We start from the raw sequence: 14,454 nt of genomic DNA, 5'->3' as shown, positions 1-14,454 counted from the left end.
GAATAACCCATTGCAGGTTGGCCGGCACAGTAGTACCTGCAGAAGACGTATCATTTTTTACCACATCATTTTTATTGTTTGATGTACATGTAGCAATGAACATTATTACTACCGTTACGGCAATTGCACCGGTTACGATATTCAAATTACGAGGCATGGTGCATCTCATTTAAAACTACAGGAAGGCTCGGCAAGCCGGAGGTTGGAAAAAGAATAAACTATTATTTTCTTTACAGCTTCCGGCTTTATTAATTTTTCGGCAGCAGCTTAACTGGCGAAGCAATAAGAACACCCATGTTCCTGGGCGCGCCCCACCGCCCAAACGCCTGATGGTACGGGTTGTATCCCTGGTAATAAACCTGCCAGCCATTCCTTCTTAACAGTGGCGGGGTCCTGCTTGGTATTATCTGCAGCAACGGCGCTAAATACCGTAAGGGCCGCATCACAGGCACAAAACATTACGCCGCTGGCCTGCAATTCGTTTATTCCAATTTTTATTTCGCCTAATCCGGGTGCTTTAAAGGTTCCGGGTTTTGGTTGCCAGAATGGGTTTTGGGTGGCGGCTGCCTTGGTTGCCTCGTCATTAATCTTAAACATCTCGCCAAATTTATATTTTTCCCAAAGCTGGTTTCCCAGGGCATAGGGGATTGCATTGTGACGCAATATCACCACTACACTGCAATCCTGTTCGGGTGTACCCGTTGCCCCGTTTGTAAGCAGGAACACCTTTGGCCATGCAAAAGGAAATATTTCATGCGGTTGGGTTACATCAAATGCCATTCTATGTTTCCCTTTTATCTTGTTAAACCATGCATCGGCATCCGAAACATCCGGGGAAGAAATATCTGTGGCCGATAATTGCAAGGGTGCAGAGAGCATACCTGCCCCTAACACTGCAGCGCCGGTTGCAAATTGCTTTAAAAAAGTGCGGCGCTCACTTAACTGTGATTGATTGTTTTTTTTCATGACCGTAAAAATTTAATGTGATAATATATCGGGGTATAAAACCCTTTCTTAATCAAAAATTTACTTTAGGCTTAATCCTGATAAAAAAAACTCTTCAGCTTTAGCGAGTTAAAATAATGAGTTGAAAAGTGTATATAAAGTTATGCATAACAAACTGATTTTAAAAGATTTAAAATTGCTGAAAAAATAATTTTTTCGGCCATAACCTAAAATAAAAAAGCAGACCAGGAGCATATTTTCCTGGTCTGCTTTTGCTGCTGCTTTGCGGGCTTGTTATTTTTCGCTGTAATCTTTAACCTGGGCTGCCAGGGTTTGGCTGGGCTCATAACTTACTGTAGTTAAGGTTTAAATTGTTTAAATTTATGTATAAGCCCCAAAGGAAAAAAGCGTAAAAATACGATATTTTTTTAGGGTGTTTTGCACGGGGCAATGCCTCGTGTAAAACACCCTATTAGCTTTAAGCCTTATGCCTTCTGCTTTCAGCCTCTTTCCCCGCTGATAGAAGCGGCCTTTTTAACGATCTGAACCTGGCATCTGTTTAATCTCTATATTCCTGAAATCAACAGGCTGGCCCTCACTTTGCAAGGCAATAAAGCCGCTGCTTAATAATTTTCCGTCCTGTTTGTATTTGGGATCGTAGCCATTTGCCACGCCGCCGCCAATGGTGGGCCTGGAATATTGCAGCACTGTATCGCCGTTGATGATATGCGTAATTAATTTGTTGCCCTCAACTATTAGTTCACCCTTTACCCACTGGTCGCCATCGTAGGTTTTTGAAGTAGAATTGATGCAATGATCGGGCGAAACACTTCCTTTATAAACAACATCGGTGCCGGGTGAGCACATATTGCCTGTTGGTCTTGATTTTCCATCGCCAAGTCCGCCCAATAACTGCATTTCTATCGATATTGGCCAGTCCTGGTTTTTTAGCATTGTCCTGGGGTCCTGCGAATGAAACATCACGCCGCTGTTAAGCAGGGTGTAATCTGGCGCACCTTTTTGCTGTTTACCAACAAAACGGTATTCAAACCGCAGGCGATAGTGTGAGAACGGCGTTTTGTAATACAGGTGGCCAAACTGATTGTCGAACTCGCCGTATTGATCATACCTGATCTTGATTATACCATCTTCTACCCTAAACGTATTGCCATAGTTTTCGCCAACCAGGTGATGATTGATCTTTACAAACCAATCCTTAATGTCGGTCCCGTTAAATAGCCTCTTCCAGCCTTTGTCGTCGTTACCGGCGTCGGCCAGTTTTTTTGGCCCGGTACAGCCAAGTACCAGGAAGCAGGAAAATATTAAAAAGTAGCGTGTTGTTTTCATAGCAGGTAGGTGTTGTGGTTTATTAACAGGGTGTTTAATGGCACCAAAATAGCATTAAATTTATTAACCATATGCAACACCAGGTTATTTCTTCGTTCTGTGGTCGCGGTTGTGTTTTAGGTTGCTTCGACATTCAGTGTTTCGATATTTAAATCATACTTGCACTTAATGACATTACACTTGCAACAACAGGTGCCTGTTATTTTTATCATTCATTTGTTACAATTAATCAAAAAAGTAAAAAAGATAGGTTCCAAAATGTAGCTTAGTAGAAATTAATGTACAACGATGATACAAATCCCTAAAGACCTGCTTGATCATCATTCGCATATCAGGTTACGATTGTCTGATATGTATGGAATTATCATTGATAAAAAGCGGCCCTTCAGGTGCGACGACACCCTGCAAACCGCGCATTGCCTGGAAGTAATTTTAACAGGCACCATTGATGTTAGGTATGGCAGCTACGTGCAGCACCTGGCAGCCGGCGATATACAGTTTAGGCGGCGGGGTAATTACCAGTTGTTTCCATCCGATGATTATACCAGCCTGCTTATTTTTATGGAAAATGAGTTTGTTGATTACTTTTTAGAAAGCCACGTACCGGAGTTTAAGCAGGAAAAGTTGAGTGCCGATTTACCGCCTTTTACCTTTAAAACTTCTGAATTTATAAAAGCCAACGTAACCCAGGTTATGCAGCATATTTTACAGCCGCAAAATTACTCCAGGTGCATTGTTAAGTTTGCGGCCCACCAGGTGCTGTTGCAAATCTTGTCGGGCGATCAGTCTAAAACCTTTGCTTCGTTTTTGAAAGACCTGGTTAGCCATAAAAAGGTAGACCTTGCTTATTTTATGGAAACTAACTTTAACAGGCAACTCTCCATAGCCGATATGGCCAAACTCACCGGCAGAAGTGTAAGTGCATTTAAAAAAGAGTTTACCGATCGTTTTAATACCACGCCCGTAAAATGGCAATTCAACCGCAGGCTGGAGTATGCCGAGTACCAATTAAAGCACTCGAATGACCCGGTATCGCTGGTAGCTTATAGCAGCGGGTTCGAAAACATTTCGCATTTTTCAAAAGTTTACAAGCAAAAATTTGGCGCTTCGCCTAAAAGTACGCGGAACGAACTGGTGTCGTATCATCCATAAATTTGACGGATAGATTTTAGCCCAAAGTCTTAAGCGCTAAGTCAAAAAAGAAAAAATTAACTTCAGACTTACGACTTAATACTGTTGACTTAACACCGGTGTTATAAAAACAAACAAATAAAGCCTCACAGCAAAATTCCGGCCTTTGCAAAGTTGCAATTTTGGGGTATGGAAACATTACAAAACACCAACCCGGCTTTGATATTGATTGATATACAGCAGGGTTTTGATAACATCGCTTACTGGGGCGGCCAACGCAATAACCCCGATGCCGAAGTTAATGCCCGTAAATTGCTTGATTACTGGCGGGCAAATAAGCTGCCGCTGTTTCATATCCAGCATTGCTCGGTTAATCCAGACTCGCTATTGGCAGAAGGCAATCCCGGCAACGCACACAAAGAGATTGTAAAGCCTTTACCTGGCGAGACGGTGATTAAAAAATCGGTAAACAGTTCCTTCATCGGCACCAATTTGCAACAACAGCTGGATGCTGCAGGTATTGATACCGTAGTTATAGTGGGCCTTACAACCGAACATTGCGTATCTACCACCGCCCGGATGGCCGGCAATTTTGGCTACAATACCTTTGTAGTGGCAGATGCCACTGCCGCCTTTTCAAAAACAGGAATAAAAGGCGAACATTATGATGCCGAAACCATCCATTTAACCGCCCTGGCACAAATAAACAACGAATTTGCAACAGTTTTAAATACCGATGAGGTGCTTAACGCTTTAAAAAAAACGATGATTTTCTTTAGCAACCTGATGGAGAAACTAATTGCGCCCTATTTGAACGTTTCGCAGGTATTGTCGGTGATGAAGTGATAAGCGTTATGTCTATGAAAGGGCAATAATAAAATCTTGAAGTTAGCCTTAAGCTTTATGCCTTCTGCTTTTAGCCTCTTTCTATGGCGTTCCCGCTGATAGAAGCGGGCCGTGCTGTACGTTCATACGCGCACAAGGCATTAGGCGCCTGGCTTGTATTCACTGCCATCACTCACGCAGGCTGTTGGGTAAGGCGTAAGCTTTGTGTTTTACAAAAATACAGGATGTGCATGCGGGCATACAAGACTGGGGCGACTGCGCAAATTGCTTGCGGGAGCTGGGGGAGGTAGCACCCGGAACGCAGAACCAGCCTTAATTCCGAATCTTTCATTGGTACAGCAGTCCATTTGCCAAAATCTTTGACGACAGCTGTTATCACAACCCATAAGCCTTTTATTTATCGGCGGGAATGCGTAAAATTGCGACAATATATGCAGCCTTATCGCTTACTGTTAGCTATACTTTGTTTTTTAATTGGAAAAACAGCTTACGCCCAACTTCAGGATGTCGAATTTCATTCCGGCGGACAGTTTTTAGCCGGTAAGGCAATACTTAAAGTTAAACGGGACTTTAAAGACCCTTTTTTGTGGGTGCTTGCAAAAAACAACCAGGTTTTCCGGATCAACAGCATTACCATGGCGGTTGAWGATTATACCCCCAAATTTACGCAGTACAACAACCTTCAGTTTATAGATATTGCCGGCAAAAACAAGGATACCGTATACCTTGCATCTAACTCTGCCAATGTGGTTGAATATAAAGGTGGTGTAACCAAAGTTATTGGCGCAGCCGATGGGCTTGCAGATAACGTAACTTCTATCGGTATCAGCAATTTCGCCGGCTATATGCATTATGGAACACTACAAATTGGCACAACCAAAGGGCGCGGCGAGTACGATGTTGCAACCGGGCAGCTTAGTTACAATATTTATTATAAGGAAACCAATATTAAAATATATGAAGCGGGTTACCGCAACTTTACCGCTACCGAAAACAGCTACAACTATTCGTTTCCTACCGACATTCCGGTTTCTAACTACGGATTATCCGGTGCCGAAATTTTTACGCTTTCGCCCAATAGCGAAAGCGGAGACAATGTGAACACCGTTTTGGGCACACAGCCATACTTGTCCAGTCCGGCACAAGGTAGTTTTTATGAAACAAGCGTATTTTGGGGAAATGAGAAGGGCCTGTTTGAAGAATCGGCTTTCAGGGACAATAATGGCATTCCCTTTAACCATAAGCTAACAGGTATAAAGGTTAACAAGATTACCAATATTTTTGGTCTTGCATCGCTTGGTAGTCCTTATAGCAACGGAGGATCCATTTTAATCAAAGAAAATTTACTGGTTGGTACGGATGTTGGTCTTTATTTCAGTAGCTCTATCTATGGAAATTTTAAGGGTTATTTACATACTTACAAAATGTTTCATTATGACTTGTTGGGTAACGTACCCGTTAATGATATTTGCGTAAACGGCACGGCGGGCGATTATATGGATGCGCCCCAGGGCTGCGAAAACGGCGTATGGGTAGCAACCGATAACGGTTTGTATTTAATTAAAGCCGACTATGGTAAATACCTTGATCCAAAAGCGCGTTTGCAAGGTGTGTTTTGCGAAAATGTGGCTTTCCCGGATACTTCTTCAATAGTACAGCTTTGCCAGGGAGATGATGCCCGTTTTTATTTAAACTCAAACGTGGGCGATAATAACACCATTCAGTGGGTGAAAGATGGTATTGACTTACCCGGTAAAACAGACCGGAAACTGGCAGTAACGGCACCTGGGAATTATTACGCAGTGATATACGCCTCCTGCGAAAATGTCCATGTAGAAACCAATCATTTTACGGTTAAAGTTACATCGGCACCGATATTTAGCTTTAATTATCCCGATACGCTTCAATATTGCGATAGGCCGTCAACCATTTTATCAACCGACAACCAGGCAAGCTATCATTATCGTTGGTATACCAACGGCAGTTTAAATGGTGGTACCACCAATACGTATACCGTAACACAAAGCGGTAAGTATAAAGTTGAAGTGAGCGCCTGCACAGATAGTTGGGTGCCCTCAAAAGACATTGAGGTAGACCTGGTTAATTTACCGCAGCCCACGATTACTGCCGACCAGCCCGATCACTGCGCCGGGGATAACGCGCTGCTAACGGTGGATGTACCATTAAACCCTTCCTATTCCGTTAACTGGTACCTGGACGGTTTAATTTTAAGTTCTGAAAAAGATAAAACAAGCATACAGGCAACTGCCAATGGCAACTATTCGGTAACCCTGAAAAGCAACACAGCAAATTGCACCAGTGTGTCAAATGTTTTGCCGCTTATCTTTACACCGGCGCCTGTGTTTACTTTTAACTACCCGGATAAGCTGCAATACTGCGTAGGTACACCCGTGGTTTTAACGGTTTTGGGCAGCAATGCTTACAAGTATCGCTGGTATACCAATGGCGTATTAAATGGTAACACCACCCAAACACAAAATATCATCCAAAGTGGCAAATACAGTGTAGAGGTAAGCTCCTGCAAGGGGACATGGATGCCATCTAAAGACGTAAATGTCGACCTGCTATCAATCCCCACCCCGGTAATAAAAACCGACAAGTCATCCTATTGTATAGGTGACAACGCCACCCTTAGCATAGCTGTCCCGGCCGATCCATCGTACGTTATTAATTGGTTTAAAGATAATATTCAATTGTTTGAATTGATAAATCAAACGTCGGTAAATACCGGTTTAAATGGCGATTATACGGTACAGATAACGGCGCAAACGGCAAACAACGATGGCTCTGTTTGCAGCCAAACCAGCGTTGTGCAAAATATAGACTTTAAGCCCCTGCCAACTGTGAGTATACAGCAAATTATTAAAACCAACTTGTGCAATGGGCAGTCTGTGGATTTAAAAGTAAGCTATGATACCGGCGCCGTGCATTGGAGTACCGGTGAAAGCAGCGATAATATTACTATAAACACTCCGGGAGTTTATATAGCAACTATAACTAACGGGGCGGGATGTACAACAGATGCGAATACCAATGTTCAGTTTTTACCAAATCCAGTACTGCAGCTACCCAATACCGCTGTTTGTGTGTCGGCAAAAAAAATGGCCACGCTTACCGCTCCTGCCGGCATGGTAAGCTATATTTGGAATGGTGTACAGGGGGCCAATATTTACACCGTTGATCATCCGCAAACTGTTAAACTTACTGTAACCGATGCAAATGGCTGCCAGGCCTCACAAGATATAAAAGTTACGGATGAATGCCCGGAGATGATCATTCCTAATGCCTTTACTCCCAACGGTGATGGCATTCACGATAAATGGGAGCTTGCAGGTTTGGAATATGACCCTACAGCGATAGTGAAAATTTTTAACCGGTATGGGCAGTTGATATACCAAAGCCGGGGATATGCCAAAGCCTGGGATGGAACTTTCAACAGTAAGAAACTACCTGCGGCAGTTTACTATTATCTTATAAAAGCTAAAAATAACTCAGAAACTTATAGTGGTTCGGTAACCATCATTTTTTAAATTCAGTTTAAACGTACGGAGAATTTTGGAAGGACTAACTTCAAAAAGATCGTCGGGACGTGTATAGTCAGCGACTAATTAAGCAGCTACCCTGTTCAACCTTTGATCAGCGTTACCGACATAGGTTTCGGAAAATACCAAACCGGCGGGTCACGCTTGTTTCGTATCCCAAATGCAAGGCTCGAACTTGGTTTTCACATTTGACAGCTTTTGACCAACAAGCTGGAAACAGCCGTTATGTTGCACTTACAGTGGCCCGCCAGAAAGCCCTTACCTTGTATTGTTCATTTTTATAGATAAATTGTATTTTTTTCTTAAAAAAGAACAGAAATTAATGATTATTTGTAGATAAATCTCGATTATTATACACCTAATATTGAATGCTCATTACTGTGGAGAGCGATAAAACATACATCCGCCAGCCCGGGCAAATGTTCGGGTGTTTGTCCCTTTGGGGAGGTCCCTACAAAAAACTGAACAACCCTGGTTGTTTCTTAACCGCATACGGTTTACCTTTGCGCTATTATGCTGCAACGTGTAACAGCCTATTTATTGATCTTTTCGCTGGTAGCAGTCAACTTCTCGCGTTTTTTTGTCTACGCGGGTTTTGAGCTGAACAGGAACTACATTGCCACCAAACTTTGCGAAAACCGGGCCAGGCCCTGGATGCATTGCGATGGTAAATGCTACTTCATGAAAAAGATAAAACAGGCTGAGGATAAGCAGGCCAGCGATGAAAGGCAATCGCAAAAGAGCCTGTTTCAGGAGGTTTATATTATCAGTTCAACTGATATTAAATTTCACTGCAGCCTGTTGCAAGTAATTGAAACTCTTTATGATGACAGCCTGCCACCAACCCCGGCTATGGCCATCTTCCAGCCTCCGCAGTTAGGATAATTCCATTTTATTTCCCGGATCTTTTTGATTGATGTATTGAATTGTGCACTGTCGCTTTGCATGCTTGCAGTTGCCTCATTCGCAATGGTGCGGTGTAGAAACCGTCACCTCAATCATCCGGTACAATATTCCTATTTATCCACCGGAGGCAACTCCATAGGTGTTCGGAAGATTATAAAAAGCAGGGGATGTGCGATTCCTTCCTTGGGGAAGGAGGAGGAAGGGGTTTTGCGAGCGATGGGACCGCTGCTATTCAAGCGTAAAAGTCTGATGTAGAAACCCCTCCCTGCACCCTCCTGTTGGGAGGGAATCGCACGGGGCCGATCTCTTTATAATCTTCCGAACACCTATGGAGGCAACTCCACACACGTTTTACATGAAGAAATATTTCATTCTATCTATACTATTTATATTCTTATCTACGCTGGCGTACAGCCAAACCAGTATACAGGTTATGGTAACCGATGCCATTACCCACGAGGCCCTGCCGGGCGCCTGTATAGCCAAAACCAATGGTGAAAAATTGGGTACAACAAACGCTAAAGGCCGGTATACGATTACCGCCCAGGGCACCACTCAAATAAAAGTGACCATGGTTGGTTACAGTACACAGGTAGTTAGCATCACTGGTGATAAGGTTGCTGTAGCTTTGGTGCCCTCAACGCTCGATCTGCAACCAGTGGTAGTAACCGCCAGCTGGGAGGGGCAGGCCCGTCGGGATGCGCCTATTGCCATAAGCAAAATAAACGCTACCCAGATAAAGGATACCAAAGCCACAGCGCTGTACCAGCTTTTAAACAAGGTGGCTGGTGTTTATATGGTTGACCTGGGGAACGAGCAGCATACCATGGCCATCCGTCAGCCCATCACTTATAATGCGCTTTATTTGTATATGGAGGACGGTTTGCCGATCCGCCCTACAGGGATCTTTAACCATAACTCGCTGTATGAGATCAATATGTCGGGTGTTAAGGATATCGAGGTGATTAAAGGTCCGGCGTCATCGCTTTATGGCAGTAACTCCATTGGCGGCGCGGTTAACTTTATTACCCAGGGACCGCCGTCTGGCTATGCAGGTAACGTTTCTATACAAGGGAATAACTACAATTACCGCCGGGTTGATGCAGACGGCGGTTTTAGCCAGGGCAAATTCGGGATGTATGTTGGCGGGTACATCGCCCATCAGAAAGATAGCTGGCAGGATTATTCCGACTTTGATAAATATTCGGCTAATTTAAAAACCACTTATGATTTTGATGCCAATACCCGCTTATCTACATCAGCGGCGTATAATTACCTCAACACCCAGACACCGGGCAGTTTGGATAGCGCCCATTTTTACAACCGCAGCTATGGCGCCAATCAACGGTTTACCTATCGTAAAGTAGAGTCATTCAGGGCCAGTACCCGGTTAGACCATCATTGGGATGACAGGAACAGTACGTTTGTAACCCTGTTCTTCCGGCATAATTCAACAGCACAGTTGCCAAGCTATTTTATATCAGATGTTAGGGACAACGCTGGCAACTACCTGAGTAGTAACGGGCAGGTAAACGATCAGCGTTTCCGGAGCTATGGCTTGCTGGCCCAGCACCGGGTTAATTTTGATTTCCTGCACTCCCGTTTAATAGGTGGGGTTTATGTAGATGATAGCCCGAGTTCATACTATGCCCAATACCTGGATATTGATAAGGATGTACAGAATAACTACTACACCGGCTTTGCCAATACCGGTAAGTATATTGATGATTACCGAATCAAATTATTCAATACAGCGGCCTACCTCCAATATGAAATGAAACCTGCCGAAGCCCTGCATATAGTGGCCGGCTTGCGGTACGACAGAGTGCATTATGATTTTACCAATGGCCTGCCTGCCGGAAGCACCAAGTATAAGCAACAGGAAACCAATAACTTTAATATCGTTGCTCCAAAACTGGGTTTAACATATGACCTGGGCAGCAACAAGGGTTTCTATGCCAATTACAGTGTAGGTTTCCAGCCACCAGAAACCGGCGACCTGTATAGCTCAAGGCAATTAACCCCCTTAAAACAAGCCACGTTTAACAATTATGAGGTGGGCGGATGGTTCTCGGCATTTGATAAGAAGCTATATTTTGAGGCAAGCCTGTTCGACCTGGAGGGACGTAACGAGATCATTAGCCAGTTGCTGCCCGATAATACCACCCAAAACCAAAACGCGGGTGCAACCCGTCACCGGGGTATCGAGTATTCGTTAACACTGGCGCCGGTTAAGGAGCTTACGTTCAGGTTTAGCGGTACCAATGCCAGGCACACCTATGTAAATTACAGCGAAGTGAGCACCAACTACAGTACAGGCATCAGTACGGTTATCAAATACGATGGTAACCGCATGAGTAATGCCCCGGCCTGGATAGCTAACTCAGAACTTACCTACAAGCCGTTGTGCCTGCCGGGTTTCAGGATAGCAGGGGAGTGGCAGCACATTAACCAATATTATACCAACCCGGCCAACACCAAAACCTACAGCGGCTATAATATTTGCAACCTGCGTTTGGGTTACGATGTTAAAAGCAGTGTGCTTAAGGGGGCAGGTATCTGGTTTAATGTGTTAAATTTAACCAATAGGCTGTATGCCACCACAGTAACCAGTAACCAGTACGGCGATACCTACAATGCCGCGGCGCCGCGTATTTACACTTTGGGCATCAGTTATTCATTTTCAAAATATTAATCAATGGCCTCAGCAGCAGTAAAAGGTAATTTCTATAAATGGCACCGGGTGCTGGGTTTAACCGCCCTCATCCCGGTGATCTTCTGGACGCTGAGCGGCCTCTCACACCCGTTCATGTCCAACTGGTTCAGGCCGTCTATTGCGCAGGAAGTATTTAAACCGCTGGTGCAGAGCGAAATGAATCCGGTGCTGAGCATACAGCAGGTGATGGACCGCAACCATCTCGCGGCCCTTCGGAATTTCAGCCTGGTTAGTTTTGAGAAGGGCACCTTTTACCAGGTGCTTGGGGTAGATAGCGTTTACAATTACTATTCGGCAACGGATGGTGTGCTGTTACCTCATGGCGATACCGCCTATGCCGAATACCTGGGCCGGTATTTTACGCAGGATAGTACATCGGCCGTACAGATCAGCGCTCAAAAGAGTTTCGACGGATTGTATCAGCCTATCAACCACCTGCTCCCGGTTTGGAGGGTATCGTTCGACAGGGCCGATGGCATGGATGTTTATATCGAAACGGGGCAAAGCCGCATGGGTACCTTCAACAACAATACCCGCAAGGCGTTTTTGGCGTTGTTTGAAGAGTTTCATACCTGGCAGTTCCTGGCAGATATGGGCGGCGATACCTTTCGCAATGTAGTGTTGCTTATCATTATGGGTATCATGCTGTTAGCCCTTATCAGCGGTTTAACCGTTTATGGGTTGATGTGGAAGAAGTTTAAAGCCATCAAACAAAACCGCATAGCGAACGGCACAGAGGATAAACGTTTCATCCACCGTTTTCACCGGCAGATAGGGCTCATCGTATCTTTTGTGATGTTCACCTTCGTAATCAGCGGGGCATTCCACCTGGCGGTAAAGCTGCATAATAACGGGCCTGCAAAGGCCGATTACGGGCAGGTAATTCAACGCGCTCAACTGGGTGTATCAAACTTAACCTTGCCAATTGCAGACAGCCTGGTTAAGCGGATGGCTTTGGTGAGCTTTAATGGCAATACTTATTACCAGGTTACGGATAGCCAAAAGCAGGTATCGTATTTCAATACCATCACCGGGAAGGAGCAAACCAATGCCGATGAGGACTACGCCCGCTTCCTGAGTACTTATTACCATACAGGTGGCACCAAAACCTTTAGCGGCAGGGTTAAGGTAGATCAGATCAGGCAGTTTGATAACGAGTATGGGTTTATCAACAAGCGCCTGCCTGTAGAGCGGGTTGGGTACCCTAACGGCGATAACTGGTACATCGAAACCGCCACATCCAAACTGGCAACCAAAGTAACGGGGATCGACAGGGCCGAAGGGCTTTCGTTCATCTTCCTGCACAAATACTTCGGCATGACCTGGGCCGGTAAAAACATGCGCGACATTGTAAGTATGCTGGCCGCTTTGGGCGTGCTGGTAGTATCTTTGTTCGGTTTGGCATCCTTTATTAAAAACAAATAACCATGAAAAAATCCCTTATTATATTCGCTTTGACTGCATTTACGTTGGGCAGCATTGTTTCGTGCAACAGCACGGCTACTAAAACGGTTGATGTTAAAAAGAAAAGCAAATACACCTGCACCATGCATCCCGACCTGAGTTTTGACAAACCGGGCACCTGCTCAAAATGCGGAATGGACCTGGTAGAGCGCGATACCACGGCAGATAAATAGTGCCGTTAAAGCGTTCCATCGGAACGGGTGGTACGCCCCGAACGCTGTGGAACGCATTCGCGTTGATTATCAACGCTTTATATTTTGTCAAAATAGGGCCTGGAACACTATTTGTATTGATAGTCAGCAAGTTAAGTTTTTATAAAAAACGACAGTTATGCTGAATAAAGGATGTGTTTGAGGGATTAAAACTATAGATGGGTTCGTCGACAATCGGTTTTAAGTATCGATAAAAAGCCTTTTTACCACAAAAGCCATCCCGGTTTGGATGGCTTTTGTGGTATTAGCGTTTCAAATGCGTTTGCGGTTTTTAATAATGCCGTGCTGTTACGTATACTTAACAACAGCGGCATTTTAATTATTAAAATACAGCAACAGCATTAAAACAATTAAGCTTGTTTAGCAAACTGTACGTTGATTAACAGTTTTATATCTTCGCCTACAACTATCGAACCGGCTTCGGTAACGCCGTCCCAGGTAAGGCCAAAATCTTTACGGTTAATTTTTCCGCTGATCTCGAAACCAGCTTTGGTGTTGCCATAAAAGTCGGCTGCCGAACCACCAAACTCAACATCAAGTTTTACTGGTTTGGTTACGTCTTTTATGGTTAAATCGCCTTTTAAAGCATATTCATCATCATCTGTTTTAGTAAATGATGTTGATTTAAAACTAATCTGTGGATATTTTTCAGCGTCAAAAAACTCTGCTGATTTTAAGTGCTCATCACGTTGACTTTGGTTGGTGTCGATGCTGTTGATATCCAATGTGAAGTCTACCTCCGCATTTTCAAAATCATCACCATCGGTAACTAACTCACCGGCAAAGCTTTTGAAAAAGCCGCTCACGGTTGATATAACCAAATGTTTTACTTTAAATTGTACTTCTGAATGCATTGGGTCGATAACCCATTTTGTTGCTGTTTGTGTTGACATGATATTTGTTTTTTTTGTTGATACAAAGATAATACAAAATTAGATGTTTAAACATCTAATTAGCTTTATTTACAATTTACAGACATTGAGTTACAGTTTAACTACATACCTGGCTAAATGTTTACCTGGTAATTTAATTTCATAGAAACTTAACACAAAAAGTTTTTTTATAGTAGCAAGTAGTTAGTATTAGGTATCAGGATTCTCTGCGTGCGTTATTGCTGTGCTGACAAATGTTTAGGATCCTACAACCTGGCGTGTAGGTACGAAACAAGTTAATGGAAAAAAGTACGATAAAAATCGAGAAAAATCGAGAAAAATTCAGTAATATGATAATTTGGGGAAGCTAACTAACCCATGTCATTGCGAGCGCAGCGTGGCAACCGCGAACTATGCATAACGAGTGTTTGGGTTTTAATGTTACGTCAGAT

The 14,454-nt window shown here is 43.8% G+C and carries 10 protein-coding genes; 7 read left to right on the top strand and 3 right to left on the bottom strand.

Translation table 11 applies throughout. The features are described from left to right. Positions 1–267: 267 nt before the first annotated feature. Both AC1DPZ_RS12325 and AC1DPZ_RS12320 read right to left on the bottom strand, forming a co-directional pair. Positions 268–966 carry a hypothetical protein gene (locus AC1DPZ_RS12325; RefSeq protein WP_477403690.1) on the bottom strand — a complete coding sequence of 233 codons (699 nt, stop codon included), beginning with the start codon at positions 964–966 and terminating at the stop codon, positions 268–270. Positions 967–1,479: 513 nt separating this feature from the next. Next, a complete protein-coding gene (locus AC1DPZ_RS12320) occupies positions 1,480–2,292 on the bottom strand; it encodes a 3-keto-disaccharide hydrolase (RefSeq protein ID WP_477403688.1) in 813 nt (270 codons plus the stop codon). A gap of 288 nt (positions 2,293–2,580) precedes the next feature. On the opposite strand from AC1DPZ_RS12320, the gene AC1DPZ_RS12315 reads away from it, so the two are divergent. The 7 genes from AC1DPZ_RS12315 (at position 2,581) to AC1DPZ_RS12285 (ending at position 13,091) form a co-directional block, all read left to right on the top strand. Then, positions 2,581–3,444, top strand: coding sequence for a helix-turn-helix transcriptional regulator (locus AC1DPZ_RS12315; protein ID WP_477403686.1), 864 nt, complete (start codon positions 2,581–2,583; stop codon positions 3,442–3,444). A 168-nt stretch (positions 3,445–3,612) separates the two neighbouring features. Further along, positions 3,613–4,269, top strand: a complete 657-nt coding sequence (locus AC1DPZ_RS12310) for a cysteine hydrolase family protein (protein ID WP_477403684.1) — start codon at positions 3,613–3,615, stop codon at positions 4,267–4,269. Between the two features lie 431 nt (positions 4,270–4,700). After that, a complete protein-coding gene (locus AC1DPZ_RS12305; protein ID WP_477403682.1) occupies positions 4,701–7,820 on the top strand; it encodes a T9SS type B sorting domain-containing protein in 3,120 nt (1,039 codons plus the stop codon). A 525-nt stretch (positions 7,821–8,345) separates the two neighbouring features. Continuing rightward, entirely contained in the window at positions 8,346–8,717 is a 372-nt protein-coding gene (locus AC1DPZ_RS12300; protein ID WP_477403680.1) for a hypothetical protein, read from the top strand. 376 nt (positions 8,718–9,093) lie between these two features. Next, the gene (locus AC1DPZ_RS12295) at positions 9,094–11,433 is read left to right on the top strand and encodes a TonB-dependent receptor (protein ID WP_477403678.1); all 2,340 of its coding nucleotides are present in this window, start codon (positions 9,094–9,096) and stop codon (positions 11,431–11,433) included. Between the two features lie 3 nt (positions 11,434–11,436). Next, positions 11,437–12,879, top strand: a complete 1,443-nt coding sequence (locus AC1DPZ_RS12290) for a PepSY domain-containing protein (RefSeq protein WP_477403675.1) — start codon at positions 11,437–11,439, stop codon at positions 12,877–12,879. A gap of 2 nt (positions 12,880–12,881) precedes the next feature. Further along, positions 12,882–13,091 (top strand): heavy metal-binding domain-containing protein, encoded by a 210-nt coding sequence (locus AC1DPZ_RS12285; RefSeq protein WP_477403673.1) that lies wholly within the window; start codon positions 12,882–12,884, stop codon positions 13,089–13,091. A gap of 389 nt (positions 13,092–13,480) precedes the next feature. Here the strand turns inward: AC1DPZ_RS12285 and AC1DPZ_RS12280 are convergent, their stop codons facing one another. Next, positions 13,481–14,023 carry a YceI family protein gene (locus tag AC1DPZ_RS12280; protein WP_477403671.1) on the bottom strand — a complete coding sequence of 181 codons (543 nt, stop codon included), beginning with the start codon at positions 14,021–14,023 and terminating at the stop codon, positions 13,481–13,483. Between the last annotated feature and the right edge of the window lie 431 nt (positions 14,024–14,454).

The organism is Mucilaginibacter sp. P4_G9 (genome assembly GCF_056400985.1).
This window is presented reverse-complemented; position numbering and strand designations above follow the sequence as displayed.